The 21,482-nt window shown below is 43.2% G+C and carries 22 protein-coding genes; 14 read left to right on the forward strand and 8 right to left on the reverse strand.

Features of this window, described 5'->3' with window-relative positions; translation table 11 throughout:
- Positions 1–7: 7 nt before the first annotated feature.
- Positions 8–1,207: a molybdopterin oxidoreductase gene (locus tag AC04MN_RS12050; protein ID WP_475383452.1), complete on the forward strand. Its 1,200-nt coding sequence runs from the start codon at positions 8–10 to the stop codon at positions 1,205–1,207.
- Between the two features lie 92 nt (positions 1,208–1,299).
- Here the strand turns inward: AC04MN_RS12050 and AC04MN_RS12055 are convergent, their stop codons facing one another.
- Positions 1,300–1,680: a hypothetical protein gene (locus tag AC04MN_RS12055; RefSeq protein ID WP_475383453.1), complete on the reverse strand. Its 381-nt coding sequence runs from the start codon at positions 1,678–1,680 to the stop codon at positions 1,300–1,302.
- A 177-nt stretch (positions 1,681–1,857) separates the two neighbouring features.
- On the opposite strand from AC04MN_RS12055, the gene AC04MN_RS12060 reads away from it, so the two are divergent.
- The 4 genes from AC04MN_RS12060 to AC04MN_RS12075 all read left to right on the forward strand — a co-directional run bounded on the left by AC04MN_RS12060 (position 1,858) and on the right by AC04MN_RS12075 (position 5,829).
- Positions 1,858–2,514, forward strand: a complete 657-nt coding sequence (locus tag AC04MN_RS12060) for a PilZ domain-containing protein (protein WP_475383454.1) — start codon at positions 1,858–1,860, stop codon at positions 2,512–2,514.
- Positions 2,515–2,582: 68 nt separating this feature from the next.
- Positions 2,583–4,538: a threonine--tRNA ligase gene (thrS, locus tag AC04MN_RS12065; RefSeq protein WP_475383455.1), complete on the forward strand. Its 1,956-nt coding sequence runs from the start codon at positions 2,583–2,585 to the stop codon at positions 4,536–4,538.
- A 175-nt stretch (positions 4,539–4,713) separates the two neighbouring features.
- Positions 4,714–5,310: a translation initiation factor IF-3 gene (gene infC / locus AC04MN_RS12070; protein ID WP_475383456.1), complete on the forward strand. Its 597-nt coding sequence runs from the start codon at positions 4,714–4,716 to the stop codon at positions 5,308–5,310.
- Positions 5,311–5,466: 156 nt separating this feature from the next.
- On the forward strand, positions 5,467–5,829 hold the full coding sequence (locus tag AC04MN_RS12075) for a hypothetical protein (RefSeq protein ID WP_475383457.1): 363 nt from the start codon (positions 5,467–5,469) through the stop codon (positions 5,827–5,829).
- Between the two features lie 43 nt (positions 5,830–5,872).
- On the opposite strand, the gene AC04MN_RS12080 is transcribed toward AC04MN_RS12075, so the two are convergent.
- Positions 5,873–6,640, reverse strand: a complete 768-nt coding sequence (locus tag AC04MN_RS12080; RefSeq protein ID WP_475383458.1) for a DUF2799 domain-containing protein — start codon at positions 6,638–6,640, stop codon at positions 5,873–5,875.
- Between the two features lie 249 nt (positions 6,641–6,889).
- On the opposite strand from AC04MN_RS12080, the gene AC04MN_RS12085 reads away from it, so the two are divergent.
- From AC04MN_RS12085 to AC04MN_RS12125, 9 genes are all read left to right on the forward strand, one after another.
- Positions 6,890–8,224, forward strand: a complete 1,335-nt coding sequence (locus tag AC04MN_RS12085) for an ISL3 family transposase (RefSeq protein ID WP_475381169.1) — start codon at positions 6,890–6,892, stop codon at positions 8,222–8,224.
- 170 nt (positions 8,225–8,394) lie between these two features.
- Positions 8,395–9,906, forward strand: a complete 1,512-nt coding sequence (locus tag AC04MN_RS12090) for a hypothetical protein (RefSeq protein ID WP_475383459.1) — start codon at positions 8,395–8,397, stop codon at positions 9,904–9,906.
- A 250-nt stretch (positions 9,907–10,156) separates the two neighbouring features.
- Positions 10,157–10,348, forward strand: a complete 192-nt coding sequence (gene rpmI / locus AC04MN_RS12095) for a 50S ribosomal protein L35 (protein ID WP_475383460.1) — start codon at positions 10,157–10,159, stop codon at positions 10,346–10,348.
- A 40-nt stretch (positions 10,349–10,388) separates the two neighbouring features.
- The gene (gene rplT, locus AC04MN_RS12100; RefSeq protein WP_475383461.1) at positions 10,389–10,739 is read left to right on the forward strand and encodes a 50S ribosomal protein L20; all 351 of its coding nucleotides are present in this window, start codon (positions 10,389–10,391) and stop codon (positions 10,737–10,739) included.
- A gap of 20 nt (positions 10,740–10,759) precedes the next feature.
- Positions 10,760–11,815, forward strand: a complete 1,056-nt coding sequence (gene fni / locus AC04MN_RS12105) for a type 2 isopentenyl-diphosphate Delta-isomerase (RefSeq protein WP_475383462.1) — start codon at positions 10,760–10,762, stop codon at positions 11,813–11,815.
- Entirely contained in the window at positions 11,794–13,119 is a 1,326-nt protein-coding gene (locus tag AC04MN_RS12110) for a hydroxymethylglutaryl-CoA reductase, degradative (RefSeq protein ID WP_475383463.1), read from the forward strand. The genes fni and AC04MN_RS12110 overlap by 22 nt, the downstream gene beginning before the upstream one ends.
- A 12-nt stretch (positions 13,120–13,131) precedes the next feature.
- Positions 13,132–14,028: a hypothetical protein gene (locus tag AC04MN_RS12115; protein WP_475383464.1), complete on the forward strand. Its 897-nt coding sequence runs from the start codon at positions 13,132–13,134 to the stop codon at positions 14,026–14,028.
- A complete protein-coding gene (locus AC04MN_RS12120) occupies positions 14,015–14,998 on the forward strand; it encodes a diphosphomevalonate decarboxylase (protein ID WP_475383465.1) in 984 nt (327 codons plus the stop codon). Before AC04MN_RS12115 ends, AC04MN_RS12120 begins: the two co-directional genes overlap by 14 nt.
- Positions 14,998–15,885, forward strand: a complete 888-nt coding sequence (locus AC04MN_RS12125; RefSeq protein WP_475383466.1) for a mevalonate kinase family protein — start codon at positions 14,998–15,000, stop codon at positions 15,883–15,885. Before AC04MN_RS12120 ends, AC04MN_RS12125 begins: the two co-directional genes overlap by 1 nt.
- A 75-nt stretch (positions 15,886–15,960) precedes the next feature.
- Here AC04MN_RS12125 and AC04MN_RS12130 read toward each other — a convergent pair whose 3' ends face one another.
- The 6 genes from AC04MN_RS12130 to ahpC form a co-directional block, all read right to left on the reverse strand.
- Positions 15,961–16,581, reverse strand: coding sequence for a hypothetical protein (locus AC04MN_RS12130; RefSeq protein ID WP_475383467.1), 621 nt, complete (start codon positions 16,579–16,581; stop codon positions 15,961–15,963).
- A 5-nt stretch (positions 16,582–16,586) separates the two neighbouring features.
- On the reverse strand, positions 16,587–17,372 hold the full coding sequence (locus AC04MN_RS12135) for a TrmH family RNA methyltransferase (protein WP_475383468.1): 786 nt from the start codon (positions 17,370–17,372) through the stop codon (positions 16,587–16,589).
- Positions 17,369–17,827, reverse strand: coding sequence for a hypothetical protein (locus AC04MN_RS12140; protein ID WP_475383469.1), 459 nt, complete (start codon positions 17,825–17,827; stop codon positions 17,369–17,371). Before AC04MN_RS12140 ends, AC04MN_RS12135 begins: the two co-directional genes overlap by 4 nt.
- Entirely contained in the window at positions 17,827–18,909 is a 1,083-nt protein-coding gene (locus AC04MN_RS12145) for a winged helix-turn-helix domain-containing protein (RefSeq protein WP_475383470.1), read from the reverse strand. Before AC04MN_RS12145 ends, AC04MN_RS12140 begins: the two co-directional genes overlap by 1 nt.
- Positions 18,910–19,125: 216 nt before the next feature.
- Positions 19,126–20,670, reverse strand: a complete 1,545-nt coding sequence (ahpF, locus tag AC04MN_RS12150) for an alkyl hydroperoxide reductase subunit F (RefSeq protein ID WP_475383471.1) — start codon at positions 20,668–20,670, stop codon at positions 19,126–19,128.
- 103 nt (positions 20,671–20,773) lie between these two features.
- Positions 20,774–21,340: an alkyl hydroperoxide reductase subunit C gene (ahpC, locus tag AC04MN_RS12155; RefSeq protein WP_475383472.1), complete on the reverse strand. Its 567-nt coding sequence runs from the start codon at positions 21,338–21,340 to the stop codon at positions 20,774–20,776.
- Between the last annotated feature and the right edge of the window lie 142 nt (positions 21,341–21,482).

Genomic DNA, 21,482 nt, shown 5'->3' on the forward strand with positions numbered 1-21,482 from the left:
GTGAGTTATGGCAGGTCATCAACCTAAAGATTTACATTTGGGAAAATTCGAAGCCCCTCAGAAGTTGAAAACTTTGAGTTACGCTTTGATTGGTTTGGGTGTCCTTACATTCGTAATTGGTTTGATTAAGAACCAAGAGCGTATGTGGGCTGCATATTTAGTCGCTTTCTTCTTTTTCCTATGTTTGGGTGTTGGCGGATTGGTTTTCGCTTCTCTTCAACATATCGCAAAAGCAGGGTGGTCAACGTCGATCCGTCGTTTGGCAGAGTCTACAACCTCATTCATTCCAGTGATTGGTGTTGGAGCATTGGTATTGCTTGGCGGTTTGAAGACTCTTTATCCTTGGGCTCGTCCCGAGGTTGTAGAGGCAAGCTCTTTGATCGCATCAAAGACGGCTTATTTAAATATGCCGTTTATGGTAGGACGCTTGGTTTTCTTCGCAGTTCTTTGCTTTATTTTTGCAAAGCTCATTGTTGGGAACAGCTTGAAGCAAGATCAAAATGGCGATGAGTCTTTTACTCACAAAAACGTTGGTCTTTCGGTGGGCTTTATCGTGGTGTTTGCTTTGTCTTTCACTTTGGTTTCAATGGATCTTTTGATGTCATTGCTTCCGACGTGGTATTCGACAATCTTTGGTATTTATACTTTCTCGGGTATGATTCAGTCGTTCTTTGCCTTCTTGGCAATTTTCGTGATTCTTATCAAAAGATCAGGCTTAGCCAAAGGTTACATCACAGTTGAACATCAACATGACGTTGTGAAATTTGAAAAAGGTTTCACTGTATTCTGGGCATATATTGCGTTCTCTCAATTTATGTTGATTTGGTACGCAAACATCCCTGAAGAGACAGAGTACTATATCATGCGTTCACAAAACGGATGGTTGGGAATTTCTTTGGCGTTGTTGATCTTCCGCTTTATCGTTCCATTCTTGGCACTTTTGCCTCGTGGTCTAAAGCGTAACGACAACCATGTGATTCTTGTTTCTGTGTTGATCTTAGTTATGCAGTATGTAGACATTTATTGGATGGTTTATCCAAACTTCAATCACGGTCACTTCGTGTTTGGTTTTTGGGAAATCGGAATGTTTGCGGGCTTTGCGGGAATCTTCATGGCATGTGTTATGAACTTCTTAACTAAGCACAGTATTGTGGCACACAAAGATCCTCGTATTCATGAGGCGCTTTCTCACCACGTGACTTACTAGTCAAAACAATAAGTTTTATAAAAAAACCCAGCGAAAGCTGGGTTTTTTTATTTCAACATTGAAAGTTCCAGGTCATGTGCTTGCGAGGTATTTTACATTAATGGCTTTTCGATAATTTTACATTCTCCCTTAATCCAGGCGCCATCTTTATGGATCCATTGAAAGAAAAATGACTCGTTGATACTGCCTGAAATACTGAAGTTTCCACCATTGCGTTTGTCATTCAATGAGACTAGAACTCGTCCCCCATTAAGATTCACGAAACCATCGATAAGCTGTGATTTTTGTCCATCGATCATGACGAAGGCTGTTGGAACCGGGGCATTGACTCTATCATAAGCAGGCAAATCTTGGGCAAAATGGAATTCGGTTTCTATAGAAACTTTTTCGGTGAAACTGCAGAACAACTGCGAGGCGAATCCTGTCGTAGGAGCCAATAGGAAAAGACTGATTAAAAGGGACGAGGTTTTCATTACGTGTCCTTTGATTTAATTAAGGAGTGTCATACTCTTAGGCAATGTCGATGAGCTTTTAGACAATGTCAGCTAACGAGGCAGTGCAGCTATTTTCTATTTCCTTATAAATGATTTGGGCGGATTTTAAGATATGGTCTGGTCTTTGCTGCTACCTATTAAATCGCAGGGGGTTGGGTGAGAATTTTTCTTTGTGGATTTAAAAGGCTGCCTTTTTCAGTACCGGCGGGTGAGGCCGATAAAGTGTCTCAAATAAAAACGCTAGAAGCTCTGCGTCGAATTCTAGAGCTAGGAGTGAAGGATGTTCTTTTGGTTGTTCGTGTGGACGAACTCGATGCTCGGCATGTGACCGGTATTCACGCCTTAATGATGAAATACTCTTTTAAGGTTTTGTTTTATGCTCATCGAGTTTCGGGTTCGTTTCTTGAGAAATACCGTGGTGTGGGTGGGGGTATCCAAGTTCTGTTAAGTTCGGAACCATTTCCATCTTTTGAGGCCTTGAAAAGAATGGTGCTTCAAGGGACAAAAATGCGTAAAGAGCAAAGGACGCCCTTAAAAGCGAAGGTCATTATTAAGAACAGCACTTATTCGGCTTGTGGTTCGGCCTTAGTTCGCAGTGTTAAAGTTATACTTGAAGGATATTTCGAAGATTTTTCTCGGAATGGGGCCCGTATTCGTTTGGAAAAGGCACCATTTAGGGTCAAAGATCTACTCTGTTTGATGTATCAAGATGTCAGCGGCTCTTGGATTGAGGTGGAAAGCCAGGTTCGATGGGTGTCAGCTGAAGCCGATTCTGAAACCCTTGGGCTTCAGTTTTTGGGGCGAACTGCCTGATTTTTCTTCTAAATTTAGCTTTAATTTTAGTTTGACCCGTGAGCCCTTCGTGCTAAAAGTGAAGGTCCATGTCAAACTATAATATCATTTTACCAGACAACAGCTCGAAGACTTTTGATCAACAACCCTCTGCTCTTGATGTGGCACTTTCTATCGGTGCTCGCTTAGCGAAAGACACCCTTGGGGTTAAAATAAACGGATCGACCGATATTTCAGATTTGCGAACCAAATTAAATAACGGCGATCGTATTTCATTGATCACCACCAAGTCTCCGGAGGCTGTTGAGGTGATTCGCCACTCTTGTGCGCATATCATGGCTCAGGCTGTGCAAAAAATTTGGCCTGAAGTTAAAGTCACAATTGGGCCAGTGATTGAAAATGGTTTCTATTACGACTTCGATTCTCCGTTTAACTTCACCGACGAACACTTTGAAAAGATTGAAAAATCGATGACAGAGATCGTCTCTAAAGATCTTGCGATCACTCGTGAAGATTGGCCGATTGCAAAGGCCATTGAAACTTTCAAAGGTTTAGGAGAGCGTTTTAAAGTTGAGTTGATTGAAGACTTGGCTTCAAAAGGTGAAACTGTTGTTGGGATCTACCACAACGGTGCGGAATGGTTCGATCTTTGCCGTGGACCTCACGTGCAATCAACTGGTCAGATCAAAGCCTTTAAACTTTTATCTGTGGCTGGGGCTTACTGGCGCGGTGATGAAAAGAACCCAATGCTTCAGCGTGTGTACGCGACGGCTTTTGGCGATAAAAAAGAACTTGAAGTTTATCTTCATAATTTGGAAGAGGCTAAAAAGCGCGATCACCGTAAACTGGGAAAAGAGTTGGGTCTTTTCATGTTCCATGAATGGGCACCGGCGTCTCCATTTTTTACTGGCAAAGGGACCATAGTTTACAATGAGTTAGTGAATTATGTGAAAGAGCTTTATCGCGCTTATGAATACCAAGAGGTGATCACGCCACAGGTCTTCGATGTTGAGCTTTTTAAAACATCGGGTCACTACAAGAACTATAAAGACAATATGTACTTTGTGAAGTTGGACGAGCGCGAGAATGCACTCAAGCCAATGAACTGTCCTTGCCACTGTCTGTTGTATGCCAATGAAAAGCACTCTTACCGTGAATTGCCATTGCGTATCGCTGATTTTGGCCGTTTGCACCGCTATGAAAAATCAGGGGCTTTGCATGGCCTTTCGCGCGTTCGCACTTTCTGTCAGGATGATGCACATATCTTCTGTACAATGGATCAATTGAAGGGTGAAATATCTCGCTTTATCGAGATGTTGAACAAACTTTATCAAGTATTAGGTATGCCTAATTACAAGATCCTTCTTGCGACTCGTCCTGAAAACAGAATGGGTTCTGATGAGGTTTGGGATAAGTCCGAGGGTGCCTTGGCGGATGCTTTGAATGAAATGGGAATCCCGTTTACATACTCACCGGGCGAAGGGGCGTTCTATGGTCCTAAGCTTGAAATGCACTTTGTTGATGCTCTAGGTAGAAGCTGGCAAACCGGCACTATCCAAGTGGACTATAACTTGCCAGAGGCTTTTGATTTGAAATACACGGGCGAAGACAATAAAGACCATCGTCCAGTGATGTTACACCGTGCGATTTTGGGCTCTCTCGAGCGCTTTATCTCGGTTTACCTTGAACACACCGCAGGCCATTTGCCAGCGTGGTTGTCACCGACTCAGGTGGTGGTGTTGAATATCACAGACCGCGTGAATGAGTTCTGCGAAGGATTAGTAAGTGACTTAAAAGCGCAAGGCGTGAGAGTTAGCTTCGATAGCCGCAACGAGCAACTGAAGTTTAAGATCCGTGAGGCTCAATTGGCGAAGACTCCTTATATGATTATCGTGGGTGATCGTGAGGCGGAAGCTAAAACGGTTTCATTACGACTTCGTGATGGTTCGGAGCATAAAGGGATCCCTGTCGATCAGGTGATGTCTTTGATTTTGACTGATATTAAAAATAGAAACTATAATGTAACAGCGCCTAAGGCTCCGTAACTGATTCCCCTAGACTAGGTCGAAGGGGCGTTCGGTGTGCTGTCAAAATAGTTGAGACAGTATTTAGGTGATGAATTTAAGGCTAATAATTAGGAGGTTTCCCATTAGCAAGTTCGAAGGTAGAAACGACTCAAGAGGTGGTTTCAACAAAAAGAAGGGCAAAGATGAACTACGTATGAATCGTGAGATTCGTGCCCCTCAAATCCGCGTTATTGATGATGAAGGCCAAATGTTAGGCGTAATGACGGTTCCAGAAGGAATTCGTTTAGCTGAAGAACGTGGATTGGACTTGATCGAGATTGCTCCAACGGCAACTCCCCCAACTTGTAAAATCATGGATTATGGTAAATACAAGTATGAGGCTAAGAAAAAAGCAACAGCGGCTCGTAAGAAGCAAGCGGTTGTTACTGTAAAAGAACTTCAAATGCGTCCGCGCACAGATCAGCATGATTTCGAGACAAAGATGAAACATGCTCGTCGTTTCTTGCTCGCTGGTGATAAAGTTAAGATTTCTGTTCGCTTCATGGGTCGTGAAATGGCTCACCAAGAAGTGGGTGTGATCCTTCTTGAGAAGTGCATTGATTTTGTAAAAGATCTTGCTTTGGTTGAGGCTGCGCCAAAAATGGAAGGAAAACAGTTATTCCTTCTTCTTGGTCCAGATCCATTGAAGATTAAAGATTATTTGAAAGCCAACCCGCCAAAAGCTGGTCAGAAGGAAGAAGTTCTTCCTGAGCTTGAAGATGAAGATTTTGACGACGAAGACGATAATTAATAAAAAAAGGACCTTTACGGGTCCTTTTTTATTTCAAGGTGTTAGTTTCTAAGGCCATATTTTAGAGTTGCTTAAAAATTAATCAATATTTATATAGTTTTAGCCTTTTGGACATGGCCATTCAATTGAAGTAGTTTTCAATTAAAGGAGATAAATATGAAAAATTTAGTTTTTGTTGGTTTGTTGATGATGAGTGCTGTTGCGAATGCCTTTGATGTGAAGATCGAGAATAAAACGGAGTCTGCAATGGTTGCGAATCTAGTTGTTTTTGATACAAACCAAAATCCTTTGAGTGTTTGGGGAGATATCGCAGTTCCTTCGACAAAAGTTTATAATGCCTCTTTTGGAGAAGCTCCGGCTTCAGATCGTTTCTTGGTGCGTTGGTCTGTAACAGGTGAAAATGGGCAGCCTCTTTGTTTAGAAGGTCAATTTCCGGTCATGGGTAACGAGACTCTAGTGATCGTTGTTGACGGGCATCAAGGTCATGGCATGGTCGGTTGCTCGATTGGGCGCCACTAGTTTGTTGGTTTGATCTTTAGGAGTAGTCATTTTAATTAGCGGGTCAAAAACCCGCTAATTCTTTTTCTGCTTCATCTAGTTCTGTTTTCAATCTATTTACTTTAGATCTTAAGCTTTGAACGGTGTTTCTGCTGCGAAAGACTTCTGATTGTGCAGCATCGTATTGTGCTTGAGCGCTGGACTTTTCATTTGGGGATGCGTTCAGGGAAAGGCCATGGAGGCGACCCTCGGCATATTTTAAATTACTTTCTGCGCCTTGAAGTTTGCCCTCGCTGAAGCGCAGTTCTCCTTGGTTGTTCTGAATTTCAGACTTTAGATTTTCTACTTTTTTACTTAAAAAAGATTTTCGCCCCTTATTATACGAAGCCATGAAAGATTTAAGTAAGTCCTCTGGGCAAACCTTGTTGTAGGTCAGTCCTTTGCGTCCCAGTTCCTCAGCGTTTTCTGGCGAGCAGTAGTTGCGAATGCCTTTTAAATTTTCAGCACTCAATTTGGCAATATCACTCGGGTTGCATATTTCTCCTAAAAATTGAAGTCCCTTATTGCCAGCGGCAAAGGCTCCGGCCAAAGAGCAGTATTCGCTTTGACCCGCTTTCCATCCAAGATCTAATTGAGAGTCGCTGATTTGAGCCTCAACTTTACGGCATTGTTCGATGGTGTCGTCACCGGAAAGGCGGAGGCCTCGGAGGGCGATGGATTTACCGTGTTCGAACCAATTCATAGATTCGCAAGATTTGCGTTGAAAGTACGAGCATCCCCCAAGAAGGCTGCTTGAAACTAATAGGCTTAAAAAAATCAAAGATGTTTTCATACAGAAATTAAATAGTTTAAACGGTATTAAAGCAAGCAGGGAGTCTATCTTGAGGGTCTCGGGATTGAGCTGTGGGTACTTAAGAAAAAAGACATCCTGTCATGGGAGCTTCCCGCTCCCATACCCTGGGGTAAAGCCGGTCATCGTGACCGGCTTTTTGCGTTGTGTCTCTTGAAATAAAAAGGCCCATCTTGGCGAACCTTGTGATTTGATTTTTTTACTACGAAAAAAAAATTACAAAGGCCAAGAATGGACCTTCATCATTTGATCAACAGCTTATTAGGTCTGCAAGATTTAAATATTACCAACGCGGAGCTTTCAGAGGACTTTGTGTCTTGTCGGCTTTCGGCAGAGTTACCGTGGTCCCGCGCCTGCTGCGCGGACTGCGAGCATCCCTTATTGGAATTCCATCAATGGAGCTATCGAGACCTTAAAGTACCCCCTCTGGGGCTCTTTAAGGACGTCGTTATTCATTTACGATATCCACGAGGACTTTGTCCCGTATGCAATAAAATCCAACGCTCTAAGGTTTCAGGGATCCATTCAAAATTCAAAGGCCATAGCTGCAGCTTTGTCGAAACCGCGGGTCGACTCATGGAAGAAACCACCTGTGCTGCTGCGGCCCGGACCTTGAGTTCAGATCCAAAGACTTTATGGCAAATGGATCAGTGGCGTATGCGAGAAATGCAAAAGAATTTAGATGTAAACAGGTTTACAAAAGATCTTGATGTTTCTCGTATGAGTGCTGACGAGGTGCACTTTAAGACTGAAACTGAAACCAAAAGAGAGCACCCTTTTGCACCACGATGGACCGTAAAGTTCGTAACAAACTTAGTGTGTACGAAGGCTGCAAAGGTGATTGCTAACGCTGCTGGTAGGGATGCTATGGCCTTAGCAACGTGTTTAAAAACTCTATCAAGACCCCAGCGATTATCAGTGGAGTTTTTTTCAATAGACATGAACCCTGGCTACTTCCAAGCCGTGAGTAAACTCTGTCCCAATGCAGAGATTGCGATTGATCGATTCCACTTGGTTCAGAGCATGAACGAATACTTTGAAAAAGTCAGAAAAGAAGAGTTTCAAAAGGCAAAAAAGAACAAAAAAGAGTTCGAAGAAATCATGTTGTCACCATCGAGAAGGTTCATGTTTTTAGAGCGAGATGCTGTTTTATCTATCGAGGAGAATAATATGCTAGGAAAGTTAAAAGTGTTAAATACGAATATTTCAAACGCAATGATTATCGTTGAGTATTTCCATAAGGTTTTAGAAGAAAAAGGTGTCCACGGGTTTAGATCACGCTTGGCAAAATGGTATGGGTTGGTTCGAGATTCGAAGTTGCTGCCACTTCGGAAGTTTGCACTGCAAGTTCGCAAGTACCGGATCAATATCGAAGCCTATATACGATCAAATTTAACGACTGCAATCAGTGAAGGACTTAACAATAAAATCAGAGTTCTAAAGGCCATGGCCTACAGCTATCAGAATGAGGAATCGTTTATGCTAAAGATCCTTCAGAGGTGTGGATTTCTCAATTCGAGACACATGGATACCCGGCGTCTATTCAAATATAGCAGCCTGGCATGAAACCTACCCACAGAAGAAACCCGAGAGGCCTATCTTGAGCGTGTGCAAAATTGGCAGTTGTTTAAAACTTCGACAGCTCTAATGGAAGTGAGAAGCTTTCTGTTTTGGAGGGCCTTTTGCAGAACTCCGCTTGGGTTGAAAAAATATCGATTTTAAATCGAGGAGTTTGTATGAAAAAGTCTTTAAAGGTTTTGAGCACTCGAAAAGTTATAAATAGAGTGGTGCCATGGGTTGTGGCCTCTACTATAGGGTGGTCAGGATTGGCTCAAGCCTCTTCTGGGGATCTATTAGACCCCGAAATTCAGACTTTGAAATCTATTATCGACGCTGGTTTGAATGTGGGAAACTGCGATGCTGAGCTTGCTAGAGTGGCTTCAGTTGTTCAATCTATAAAGCCCGAAACTTTGCCAATTTCCAGAATGAAAGGGCAAGGCTTTGAGGTCGCCGTCGCATTAAGAACCGAGCGTTTGAAGCTACAAAATCAATTGGATCAGATGTCTGCTCAGTGCCGCAAGACTTCAAGAACTTCTATCTTAAAGCTTCGCGAGCTTGAAGATTACTTAGAAGATATCGCATTTGCAGGCCCTCGTATTAAGCCTGGAACAATAGACTTTCAAGCTCAACCAATTCCAATTAAAAATACGGAATTTTACAAGTCTCATTCGATAGGGCCGGCATTTAAAGATGCGCAAGTTGATTTTCAACCGGGCGACATTTTTTTAACTCGAGGTGTTTCTTTTTTAAGTGCAACGATCACTCAGGTGACCGATACCTCGTCGCCGTTTAGTCATGTGGTGTTCGTTGATAAAGATCCTGTAACGGGAAAGCTTGTGACGTATGAATCTTATTTTGCTGAAGGTGTCAGTTTGTACGAGGGGGATTTTGCATTGAAGAATGAAAATGCCCGTATTTTATGGCTTCGCCCCAAAGATCGTACGTTAGGGCAAAAGGCCGCCGAGTTTTTCAGAAAAGTCTATGCCGACAATCTTCGAAAGGGTCTTAAAATACAGTACGATTACAATATGCAGTTTGCTGATTTCCAGCGTTTATCTTGTATTGAAATTGCGTTGTTTTCATATCTTAAAGGGGCCGGGGTCCAAATTCCCGAAATTGCCAATTCTGTGACTATTCCCAATGCGGCCTTTTTGCAGGCATTGAATCTTAAAAACGGTCCGATCCCGACACCCGGGGACTTCGAGACGGATCCACGCTTTGATATTGTTGTGGATTGGAAGGACACTCGATTATTGAGAGACTCTCGGTATAAAGATGCGGCTTTGCTTGAACTTGTTCGCTGGGCAAAAGAGTTAAAGTACGAATTTAGAACTACTCCTAAGGCGTTTTTCATTAAGAATATCTTGGTGCCGTTGCGTTCGACCTCTTTGTGGCCATTTGTTCGTAAGATCACTGGAAGCCCGCAAATTGATCCGACCACGCCGCCGCAGATGTTGGCCTCAATGGCGGTTTTGATGAATGTCGGAGAAGTCCTACTTGAAAGAATTGAAAAAGACGATGCTGCCTTTATGAAGCAGATGGGGCGTCCGATGACGAACAAAGAGCTTCGGTCGGCCTTAGATAAATATCGTCAGCAGGACAAGCAGGACTACACCGAGGGCTATTCAGAGTTTCACTCAGCCTTCCGTCCTGACGGCCTCTACGTAAATCGCTCTAACGACAAATAAAGGGGTCAGGTGTTTTTTTCTAACCGGTATGCGTTAAGCCTTCGGATTGTTGAAGGTTTAAAGGAAATACGGTGGATTGAGGCGCCTGACGCAATATGGTTAGAAAAAAACACCTGACCCCCTTTAGGGGGTTGATTTTTTGGGGGAATCCCCCTAAAACTGTGGTTCGCTATTTAAGATATGGCTGATAAAGGCATAGTTAAGTGTTCTACAATCTTGTGGGGCCGCCCTGTCAGAGGAAGGTATTATCATGAAAATGCGTACACACAGCGGCGCTAAGAAGCGTATGAAGCTTCTTTCTAGCGGCAAAATCAAAAAGAAAAGCACAAAAATGCGTCACTTGAACTCACACATGAGCTCAAAGACAAAGAGACAACTTGGTAAAACATCATACGTAAACGATGCAAACTTGCTTCAAGCAAAACGTTGCTTGGTGTTCTAATCAATCCTTCACAATCTCTTTGAATTATTTGGAGTAAAAAATGGCTCGTGTAAAATCAGGTAAAACAAATCGTGCTCGTCACAAAAAAGTATTAAAAAGAGCAAAAGGTTACTACGCAGCGAATGGTCGTTGCTATATCCATGCTGTTGAGAAAAATGACCGTGCTTTAGCTTATGCTTACAAGCACAGAAAAATGAAGAAGAGAGCTTTCCGCACTCTTTGGACTCAACGTATCAATGCAGCAGCTCGTTTGAATGGAACAACATACTCTCGCTTGATCGGTGGCCTTATCAAGGCTGGTGTTCAAGTTGACCGTAAAGTGTTGGCTGACCTTGCGATCTTTGATGCAAGTGCATTCTCTGCTCTTTGCAAACACGCTTTGGCTAAGTAAGCTCAAAGCAAACGTGAATTATGAAGGAATCGCCTGAACAGTTTGAAAAAAGAAAGGGTGATCATATAAGGATCGCCCTCGACTCGAAGTCGCAAACGACCGGACAGTCTGGACTTGATCAGGTGAGCCTCCTTCATAACGCACTCCCAGAAATGGATTTGAAAGAGGTCACAACAGTGACCTCTTTTTTTTCGTCTTCAAAACAAATTCGCTTATCATCTCCTCTTTTTATTTCTTCGATGACCGCGGGTCATGAGGACGGCGTTCAAATTAATGAACGATTGGCGGGTTTGAGCTCTCGACACCAGGTCTTAATGGGTGTGGGATCTCAAAGGCGCGAGTTGTTCGACCCAAACGCAAGTCTCGAGTGGAAAAATATTCTTAAGAAGCATCCCCAAGCGCTTTTGCTTGGAAATCTTGGCCTGTCACAGTTAATTCAGACTCCGGTCGATCAAGTAATGAAGCTTATCGATTCTTTGCAAGCTGTTGGCATATTCATTCATCTTAATTCTTTGCAAGAGGCCTTGCAGCCCGAAGGCACACCCTTTTTCAGACATGGTCTTCGAGCCATTGAAGAGTTGGTCAAGCATTGCTCGGTGCCGGTCATCGTTAAAGAGACCGGATCGGGCATGTCTGTTCAGACGGTTCGTCAGCTAACAGATGTGGGAGTTAAGATTGTCGACGTCAGCGGTAAAGGTGGTACACATTGGGGGCGAATAGAGGGCTTTAGGTCCGACGAGGAAAGTCTTATGCGTAAGATTGCAGAGACTTTTGCGAATTGGGGACATTCGACAGTAGAAAGTGTGCTAAATGCCAAAGAGGCGAATGCAATTTGTCAGGTTTGGGGGTCCGGGGGTATAAGATCCGGGTTGGATGCTGCTAAAATGTTAGCGATAGGTGCAGATATGGCTGGGATCGCTCAGCCGTTATTGAAGCCGGCCCTAACCAGTGAAGAGTCGTTAGATATCGAATGGCAACGTCTGCAGAAAGAGCTCGAGATCGCGATGTTTTGCACCGGGATTAAAGAGCTTAAAGAGTTTAAAACGAAGAAGGTGTGGAAATGGCAAAAGAGTTAAGCGAAATATTTAAAGGCTTTTCGAAATTGACACGCGAACAACGCCTTGATGCTTTACTGGAAGCTGGAGTTCTGCAGCCTAGTGATGCTGAGTACCTTTCTAAAGGTGGCTTAAAAGACACCTCTTTGGGCGAAAAATTTATCGAGAATGTCGTAGGTTGGTTTCAAATCCCTATGGGAGTTGCGACAAACTTTAAGATCGACGGAAAAGACTATGCGATTCCGATGGCCGTTGAAGAGACTTCGATCGTAGCGGCCGCGAGTAAAACTGCAAAATGGATTCGCGAAAATGGTGAGATCACAACAGAAGTTGTTGGCGAAGACATTATTGGTCAAATTCAATTTGCAAAAGTAAAAGATTTTTCCGCAGTCGAAAAAGCTATCCTTTCACAAAAAAATTACCTTATCGAAATATCAAACAAAGAAGTCGCGTTTGGCCTTGTTCGTCGAGGTGGTGGCGTTCGTGATATCACTGTTCGACGGGTTCCTCGGGGTGATGGTTCTGATATGGCTGTCGTTCACATTCTAATGAATCCTTGCGACGCTATGGGTGCGAATATTATCAATCAGGTTTGTGAGTTTTTAAAAGAACCCCTTGAGAACTTCACAGGCGAAAAAGTCACCATGTGTATTCTTTCTAATCTTGTTGATACGAAGCTGACTCGAGCAAAAGTCGTTCTTAAAGAAATTGATGCTGATCTTGGAAATAAGATTCAAGAGGCCGCTCTATTTGCTTGGGCGGATCCTTATCGTGCAGCGACCAACAATAAAGGTGTGCTCAATGGTATTGATCCTATTCTGATTGCAACGGGAAATGATTGGCGCGCTGTCGAAGCGGGAATTCATGCTTACGCGTCTAGGGACGGGCAGTATCGTTCGATCACGCGATGGAATTATAATTCAGAACAGAAAACATTGACCGGTATTTTTGAAGCACCACTCATTGTAGGAACAGTTGGTGGGGTGACAACATTACATCCCACGGCTCAGGTCTCGATGAAGATGTTAGGCGTTCAGTCAGCTGGAGAGTTGTCTCGAGTTATCGCAGCAGTGGGTCTGGCTCAGAATCTTGGAGCTTTGAAAGCGCTGACGACAGTTGGAATCATTGAAGGACACATGAAACTTCATATCAAGAATTTGACTATCGGTGCCGGGGCCACTGAAAAAGAGCAGCCTTATGTGGTGAAGAAGTTGGAAGAAATTTTAGCAATTCGGAAACGCATTTCGTTAAGCAATGCAATCGAAGTGCTAAAGGAACTTCGTCAGGAACAAAAGACAGTGGGAACTATTCCTAACAAGCACTAGATTGGAACTGATTTGAAGTTTTTTATTCCGGGCAAAACCTTTTTAGTTGGTGAGTATTTGGTTCTTCATCAAGGCCCGGCCCTAGTTGCATTAACGGGTCCCGCCTTTTTTATTCAGTTCTTTAAAAAAAATGGAACCCTGCCCGGAGAGTGCTCCCGGTTTCATCCAGATTCTCCGGCTGGGAAATTCATAAAAAAGAACTCCAATTACTTTGAAAATATAGTTATCGAATTTGAAGACCGCGTACTTCTAGGGGGACTGGGAGCCTCAACGGCCCAGTTCTTGGCGGTGTATGCATGGAAGCAGTTAGTGTTAGGGAATCGTATAGAGGAAATCTCGCAGGTAGACCTTTTAGATTCGTATTTGGAGTGTGCCTATGACGGGCAGGGAACACCGCCAAGCGGAGCTGATTTGATTGGTCAGCTAAAGGGCTTGCTGTGTTATTTTGATAAATCGGTTTTGCCGAATGAAGCATTAGCTTGCCGGAAATTTCAGTGGCCTTTTGATGCTCGACTTTATTTGTTCCATACAGGTCATAAGTTGGCGACTCATGAGCATCTCCGCCAAGGTATAGAGTTTGATTCTTCCGGATTGCGAAAGTCCTTTGATAAAGCTTTCGAAGGCATTATCGAAAAGGATTTAGCTCTTTTTTGTGATGGAATGAACGACTACGCTGGGGAACTAGAAAAGTTAGAATTAACCTGCGATAATAGTTTAAGATTAATAAATTCGATACGCACAATCCCAGGTGTTTTAGCGGCTAAAGCTTGCGGAGCGCTGGGAGTGGATGTGGTTGCCGTTGTTTGTGAACAGAAAAACAAGTTGATGGAATGGGCTCCAAAAAACGGCTTAAAGCTTTTGGCGACGGATTTGGATATTTGTGAAGGATTAAGTTATGAACAGCATTGAGGCCAGCGCGCCTTCCAATATTGCATTGATTAAGTACATGGGAAAAATCGAAGGTAGTGGAAATAAGCCAGCTAATGCCTCGCTTTCTTATACTCTGGAAAGTTTGCGTACATTTGTTCGGCTAACACCCATCGATGGAACTCAAGATCTTTGGAAGCCTTTGCAGGGGCCTGGTTTGATTCCTTTACAGCTTTCGCAAAAAGGGCAAGAAAGATTTTTAAAGCATTTTTCCTTTTTAAAATCTGAATGGGGTATTGAAGATCAATACTGGTTGGTCGAAAGCGCGAATAACTTTCCATCAGACTGTGGGCTGGCAAGCAGTGCTTCAAGTTTTGCGGCTCTTACGTTGGCCGCGGCCAAAGCGTTTCAATCAATTAATACAAAGACTTGGGGGGATGATTTAAAGCATCTTTCGTCGCTGTCTCGTCAAGGCAGTGGTTCATCTTGTCGTTCGTTATTCACTCCCTGGTCGCTGTGGAAAGAAGAGTACGCTGAACCCGCAATGTTAGAGTACACAAAGCTGCATCATTTAGTGGTGTTAGTCGAGGACGATAAGAAGGATGTGAGCTCCAGCGAGGCCCACCGGCGAGTCGTTAGTAGTCCACGTTTTGATGGTCGAATCGAGCGGGCACATATGCGGCTTAATGATTTAATTCACGCCCTTAGATTTGGTGATTGGCCAATGGCTATTCAAATTTGTTGGGACGAGTTCATCGATATGCATAGACTTTTCGAGACCAGTGTGCCGGCATTTTCTTATATGACCCAGGGAAGCAAGGATGTTTTAGAGTACTGCGAAAAAGAGTTTAAAAAATGGAATGATGGTCCTTTGGTAACAATGGATGCCGGAGCCAATGTTCATCTTCTTTTTCGAAATGACGACTTTCAAAGATTTGAAAGATATAAAAAATATTTTGAAGAAAAATATCCTGTTACGGCAACTCCCTATCGCGAAGAAGGGTTGAATTAATGAAGTTTTCGACTCGCGCTTACGGGAAATGGATCCTTGCAGGGGAGCACTCAGTATTAAGAGGAGTGCCAGCATTGGTCTTTCCTTTAAAGTCTCGATTTTTACAGTTGGATTTTATTCCCTCTGAACAGCGATTGACCGTCGAGTTGTCAGGACAAAATGGTTCTGAACTCGAACTACTACTTTGGGGAGTTATCGAGCGCGCCTGTCAAACTTTAAAGATATCAAGAGATCAGTTGAAAGGTCAGTTACTGATTCAATCATCGGTGCCAGTTGGGGCGGGGATGGGAGCTTCGGCTACAATCTGTGTTGCGTTGACTCGCTGGCTTGGCCATCTGGGCTTTGTCTCTGAAAATGATTTCTATGAGTTTGCACGAAATTTAGAAAATCTATTTCATGGGGAATCTTCGGGAGTTGATGTTGCAGTCGCGTTGTCTGGAGAGGCTCTCTTGTTTTCGCGTTCAGGGGAACGTGTTCAGTTTAAACCAGCATGGATGCCGCACTGGTATGTCAGTTATTCGGGCCAAAGAGGCGTGACAGCTGACTGTGTGACTAAGGTAAAAAAATTTCTAGTTGAACAACCTGATCGTGGGGCAAAATTAGATAGTCAAATGCACGAATCCGTAAAGTTAGCCCACGCCGCTTTAACCAGTCCCCAGTCGGCTGAAAGTTATGCTCAATTACTTGAGGCTATCAAACTAGCAAGACAATGTTTCGAAGAGTGGGGGCTTACAGATGGCGAGCTGTCTCGACATATGAGGCTGCTAGAAGATTCCGGGGCAACTGTTGTTAAGCCGACCGGAAGCGGTGGCGGGGGATTTGTATTAAGTCTTTGGCAGCAAGAAATCCCCGAAAACATCAAGGGTCAGCTCATCAGTTGTAGCTAGTCGTAGGTTATTCAACCCACTTAGGTGTTGTTGAAGTGGGTTTATTCAACCCACTTAGTTGCCGTTGAAGTGGGTTTATTCAACCCACTTGTCGTCTACAATCAGTGCTCGGAATTCGGGTTCTGGGTCCATTTGTGGGGCTGGATCTAAAATAAAGACTTTGTAGAAGTGCCCATATTCTTTTCGATAGCTATCAACAAATTGGTTTTCGCATGAATAAGTTACTAAATCAGACAGCTTTATCGTGGCATTGTCTCGGCTAAGAAGATTGAAAAAAGATTGAATTTTTTCAGATGCCGCCACCAATTTGGTATGGGGTCTGTTTAACAGCTCGAGTGGGGCAATGTAGTCTCGCTCCCATTTTGTACAATTTAATTCAGTACCCAGCTTATCAAGGAAGGCCTTGCTTAAAGCAGTCGCAGAAGATGAGTTCGGACTTAACCAAAAACGGTAGCCTGCAGGTCCAGTAATTTGAACGAGTTGGGTTTTTTTATATTTAAAAAATAAAGGATCTAACTCTTCGTGCAGAACTTTGTTGAGCTCACTGGTTTGATCTTCTTGAATCTTTAGAACAACGCTTTGATTTTTAAAATCTTGCACGGTGAATTCCGACGCGCCAATGATTTCAGCGGCCTGAGAGGCCATAACCATAAAAAATAAAACAACCAGCAATAAAATTTGATAAATGTGATTCATAAGAATTATTTCCTAACTCGGCTTAGGGTGTTGTATTGATTCCAACTGTAAAATGCTAGACTGGCAGCAACAGTGGCATTGAGGCTTTCGACGGGGCCTGTAGGGATCGATAGACGACTCATTTTGACCTGGGGAAGTCCTCGGCCTTCTTCGCCAATAAGCAAACGCATGTCTGACGGCCATTCGAATTCGTGAATGCTTTCACCCTTCATATCAAGTGCCCATAAGTAACTGCATTTTTCCGCAAGTTCTGAAATCTCTAGCGGGCTCTTGAAGAGCTGAGCACTAAAGATAGCGCCTGCAGAGGCCTTTATAGCCTTAGGTAAAAAAGGGTTTGCAGCTTCGCTCGATAAGATAATTTTAGAACAATTGAAGGCCACCGCCGAGCGAATTAAGGCTCCTAGATTGGCCGGATCGCCAAGAGGAGTTAAAACCTCTAATCCCGAAGGTTTACTGTGAATGTTCACGCTGTACTCTGGTATTTCTGGCATTTCGATTACCAAAAGATTGAAGTGAGTACCCATAACATCAACATCGTTAAAAAGAGCTTTTGGTAATTTAAAAAGTGATATCTTGTTCGCAGTTCGGGCGCCCGGCGAGCTGACAGTTAAAGGGCGGAGGTCTTCATGAATGATTTCAGCTTTTATCGGGTAGACTGGATTTTTTAAATATTCATGAATAAGCTTTTCGCCCATCAGAATGAACTCTCGATGTTTCTTTAGACCCCGAGAGCTGTCGAGGTCTAACCATCTTTTATAATGAGAGTTTTCCTTTGAAGTAATTTCGATCACTGCATTCTCGTGCGCTGAAGATTGTACTCTTGGGAGTGGGTGCCATTGATGATCTTCATTTTAAATCCAGTTTTGGTGCGGAACATGTAAATTGAGTAAAACTCTAGTGAATTCATCACTCCGACACCTTCAACCCAAAGTGGTTCTAGTCGCAAAGGGCCATTGAAGATAGATTCTGCAGATTCATCATCCCATAGTTGAGCCATCAAAATTTTATTTTGGTTTTTTACATTTTTTATAGATAGGTACCAATTTGTTTTTTCAACTTTCCAAATACCAATCAGTTCTGATTTTTTAAACTGGTTTAAGCTTCCAAAAGCCAAAGGCCAAGGTTCTTGCCCATCGCCATGACCGCCACCGGGGCCAGCTAAAGCTATCGTACTGATAAAACAAAGCGAAAGTATCCAGATTCCGACTGCCATTAAGAAAGTTTTTAGAAATTGAAGTTTAGACATTATTGAATCTCCCGCAAGTGGTCCGTTTCGGCAAATGAGAAGTGAGGATTGAAGTAGTAACCATCTCGACTTCGTAAAATGTATTTTGGCGACTGAACATTTTCTTCTAACAGATTGCGAAGTCTCTTGATGCTGACATAAAGTAAGTTATCGTGCTTTAAAGATTTATATTCCTCTTTCCATACATTTTGAACTAGGTCCTGCTTGGTGAAGGTTTTGCCGGGATTTCTTAACAGAATCAAAGCAAGGTCCGTTAAGACATGCTGGCTTTTCATTTCAATTGCGCCCTTTTCTTTTTCGATAAAAGAATTGCTTTCGCGGACATAGATTAGATCTGCCAAAGCTTTTTTCGCGCCTAAAGACTGCTCGATTTCACCTTTTAAAACAGACTCCCAACGCGGAGACTTTTGCAGGTCAATGCTGTGACCTAAAATTCGATAATAAGATCTAGAGCTTTCCCAATCCCCAAGATCACGAGCCAAACGTGCCATTAACAAAAGAAGGGAAGGCTTTGCGGCTTCGAGGTTGTTCTCTTTAGCAAGTTCCCAGGCTTTCCAGGTAAATTGATCTGCCTGGTAAAAATCTTTGAGCACAAAAAGGATGTGAGCTTTTCTAGCCAGCAACGAGCAAAGTGTTTCGGCTTCTAGAACTTGCTCTAGGACTAGAGCTTTATTGATAGTCTCTAGAGCTTTGTTGTCATCGTTAATTGCGGGATGCGAGTAGTACCGGGAACGTGCATACAATGCTTTTCCAAGATATGTTTTGTCAGCAAGGCCCATCGCGAACTCGACAAGTACCGATGTTTTTTCGTTAGCAGCTTCAAGTTCGCCGATCCGTAAAAGATACTGAGAGTGGCCATAGAGACATTGGAATTGCACTTCGGGATCATCCGATTTTTTCGCAAGCTCTAGAAGAGTCGCATTGGCTTGTTCTGCAAGATCCATTTTGACCAGTTCAAAAGAGGCCCGAAGGATGTAGTCCCATATCTTTGCAAGTTCTGCAGGTGTCCAGTTGAGTGGTAGTGATTCCGTTGCAAACGCCAAAAGCTGAGGATGGTTTCCTAGCAGAGCGTGCATCTTCATATGTTCGAGGGCTAATTTTTTTATGTCCATGGGGGGCCGGTTGTAAGTAATTTTCAGGGACGGGTCAACCTCTAATAAATAAATAAGTACCTGCATTTATTAGGTTTAAAAGAAGACACCTTTTGTAAGATTCTTCGTCTAAGAGTGGGCAAATTTTACAAAAAAAGCGGGCCAAGACGGCCCGCTTTTTGATGAAGAGTCATATATGTTTAGGTTTTAATGATTGTACATCTTGTCTTCGAAAGCGGCCAAAGCAACTTTTGCTCCTTCGCCCATGGCGATGACGATCTGTTTGTAGGGGGCGGTTGTCACATCGCCCGCTGCGTAGATGCCTTGGATGTTCGTACGGCCTTTTCCATCCACGACGATTTCTCCGTATTTTGTGGTCTCAACAGTTTCGCGTATAAACTGACTGTTCGGTAGTAGACCAATTTGCACAAAGATTCCATCCAGTTCTAACTTCTTTAATTCACCCTGAGTGCGATCTTCGTACTCAAGACCGGTGACTTTGGTGCCATCGCCAAGAACTTGAGTTGTTTTTGCCGAAGTAATAATCGAAGAATTCGATAGCGATTTCAATTTGTCGACCAATACTTTATCGGCCTTTAACTGATCTCCGAATTCGATAAGAACCACTTCGCTGACAATTCCTGCTAAATCTATGGCAGCCTCGACACCAGAGTTTCCACCACCGATGACAGCGACTTTTTTGCCTTTATAAAAAGGACCATCGCAGTGAGGGCAATAAGCGACGCCTCGTCCAAGATAGTCTTTTTCTCCAGTCACATTCAGCTCTCTCCATTTTGCGCCAGTTGCGACAATAATTGAATCTGCAGTCAGCTGTTCGCCACCTTCGATAAAGATACGGCGATCTTTAGATATAGTTTTTACTCGGCGCTGAGTAAGTACCTGTATTGGATAAGAAGCAATATGTTCTTGGAGTTGAGCGACCAATTGAGGACCCTCGGTGTAGATCACTGAAATCATGTTTTCGATACCTTTGGTATCAGCAACTTGGCCTCCCATGCGCTCGGCAAGGATTGCCGTTTTTAAGCCTTTTCGCGCGCTATAAATAGCCGCCGAGGCGCCGGCAGGACCACCACCGATGACGACCACATCGTAATGGCCTAACTGTGTTTCTTGCTCGACAAGTTCGCCTTTTGTTCCAAATTGATTTTCAACTTTAGCTAACAAGTCTAAAAATTCGACTTTGCCCGAGTGAAGAAGTTTGTCGTTCACAATAACTGACGGCACCCCTTGGATATTGAGACGTTCAATGTCCTGTTGGGCGTAAGCCCCATCGATCATTTCATGTTCAAAATTTTCGTGAATAAGCGCCATCTGGTTCAACGCCTGGACGACGTCTGGGCAGTTTTCGCAAGATAGTGAAATGTAAGTTTTAAGGCGAATAGGACCTTTTAAATTTTTGATCCTAGCTGCAGTTCCGCCTTCGGGCATCTTGCCTTTACCGTCAGTATTTAATATAGCGATTATAAGGGAAGTGAATTCGTGTCCTCCTGGAATGCCCGTAAAGCGAATATTAGCTTTACCATCGGAACGTTGGATGACGAAACGGGGCGCTGGTGACGGGGTCCCAGAGGATTGTAATTTAATTTTTTCGCTGGCCGAGGCGACTCCACGAAGCATTTCCAATAATTCGGTTTGATTTTCGTGAGTGCTTTCATCGTAGATCAATGAAAGAGGATTTTCGATTTTTTCAAATACAGTCTTAAGCTGGTTGATTAAGTCTTGATCTAACATTTTTTACCTCGCCAATTTTAGGGTGTTCACTTTAAGCAAAAGGGGGCCTTGGCCCCCTTTTACGTGCCGATATCGGCTATTTAGATAACGGTTGTTTAACTAATTAGATTTTACCAACTAGGTCCAAACCTGGCTTTAAAGTTTTCTCGCCTGGTTGCCATTTAGCTGGGCAAACTTCGTTAGGGTTGGCAGCGATAAATTGAGCTGCTTTAACTTTACGAAGAAGTTCGTCAGCGTTACGGCCAATACCGTTGTCATTGATTTCTGCAAGCTTGATTTGGCCTTCAGGGTTCACCAAGAAAGTACCGCGGTATGCAAGACCGGCTTCTTCAATGTGAACGCCAAAAGCGCGTGACAAATGACCAGTTGGGTCTGCCAACATTGGGAATTTGATTTTTTTGATAGTGTCTGAAGTGTCGTGCCAAGCTTTGTGAGTGAAGTGAGTATCTGTAGAAACAGAATAAACTTCTACTCCCATTTTTTGGAATTCAGCGTACTTATCAGCCATGTCGCCAAGTTCTGTTGGGCAAACAAATGTGAAGTCCGCAGGATAGAAGAAGAAAATAGACCATTTTCCGTTAAGGTCTTTTTGGCTTACTTCTTTGAATGCGTTGTTGTGGTAAGCTTGTACTTTGAAATCGACAACTTTCGTGTTGATGATTGTTCCCATGAATATCTCCTTTTATGAGTTTCTAAGTCTGTTGTGCAAAAATTCATTGCGACGACTTTCAAAGAATAGGAGTAATTTGGGCTAAGGTAAAATTGATTCTGTCTTTGCTAATATAGGCAGAGCCTATAAAGGGGGGTAGAAG

Source organism: Bdellovibrio sp. ZFWA1, assembly GCF_056175665.1.

Bases quoted from the DNA above. Each gene is read 5' to 3' on its own strand.
- AC04MN_RS12050 (WP_475383452.1), top strand. From the start codon at position 8: ATGGCAGGTCATCAACCTAAAGATTTACATTTGGGAAAATTCGAAGCC.
- AC04MN_RS12055 (WP_475383453.1), bottom strand. From the start codon at position 1,680: ATGAAAACCTCGTCCCTTTTAATCAGTCTTTTCCTATTGGCTCCTACG.
- thrS (WP_475383455.1), top strand. From the start codon at position 2,583: ATGTCAAACTATAATATCATTTTACCAGACAACAGCTCGAAGACTTTT.
- infC (WP_475383456.1), top strand. From the start codon at position 4,714: ATGAATCGTGAGATTCGTGCCCCTCAAATCCGCGTTATTGATGATGAA.
- AC04MN_RS12075 (WP_475383457.1), top strand. From the start codon at position 5,467: ATGAAAAATTTAGTTTTTGTTGGTTTGTTGATGATGAGTGCTGTTGCG.
- AC04MN_RS12080 (WP_475383458.1), bottom strand. From the start codon at position 6,640: ATGAAAACATCTTTGATTTTTTTAAGCCTATTAGTTTCAAGCAGCCTT.
- AC04MN_RS12085 (WP_475381169.1), top strand. From the start codon at position 6,890: ATGGACCTTCATCATTTGATCAACAGCTTATTAGGTCTGCAAGATTTA.
- AC04MN_RS12090 (WP_475383459.1), top strand. From the start codon at position 8,395: ATGAAAAAGTCTTTAAAGGTTTTGAGCACTCGAAAAGTTATAAATAGA.
- rpmI (WP_475383460.1), top strand. From the start codon at position 10,157: ATGAAAATGCGTACACACAGCGGCGCTAAGAAGCGTATGAAGCTTCTT.
- rplT (WP_475383461.1), top strand. From the start codon at position 10,389: ATGGCTCGTGTAAAATCAGGTAAAACAAATCGTGCTCGTCACAAAAAA.
- fni (WP_475383462.1), top strand. From the start codon at position 10,760: ATGAAGGAATCGCCTGAACAGTTTGAAAAAAGAAAGGGTGATCATATA.
- AC04MN_RS12120 (WP_475383465.1), top strand. From the start codon at position 14,015: ATGAACAGCATTGAGGCCAGCGCGCCTTCCAATATTGCATTGATTAAG.
- AC04MN_RS12125 (WP_475383466.1), top strand. From the start codon at position 14,998: ATGAAGTTTTCGACTCGCGCTTACGGGAAATGGATCCTTGCAGGGGAG.
- AC04MN_RS12130 (WP_475383467.1), bottom strand. From the start codon at position 16,581: ATGAATCACATTTATCAAATTTTATTGCTGGTTGTTTTATTTTTTATG.
- AC04MN_RS12140 (WP_475383469.1), bottom strand. From the start codon at position 17,827: ATGTCTAAACTTCAATTTCTAAAAACTTTCTTAATGGCAGTCGGAATC.
- AC04MN_RS12145 (WP_475383470.1), bottom strand. From the start codon at position 18,909: ATGAAGATGCACGCTCTGCTAGGAAACCATCCTCAGCTTTTGGCGTTT.
- ahpF (WP_475383471.1), bottom strand. From the start codon at position 20,670: ATGTTAGATCAAGACTTAATCAACCAGCTTAAGACTGTATTTGAAAAA.
- ahpC (WP_475383472.1), bottom strand. From the start codon at position 21,340: ATGGGAACAATCATCAACACGAAAGTTGTCGATTTCAAAGTACAAGCT.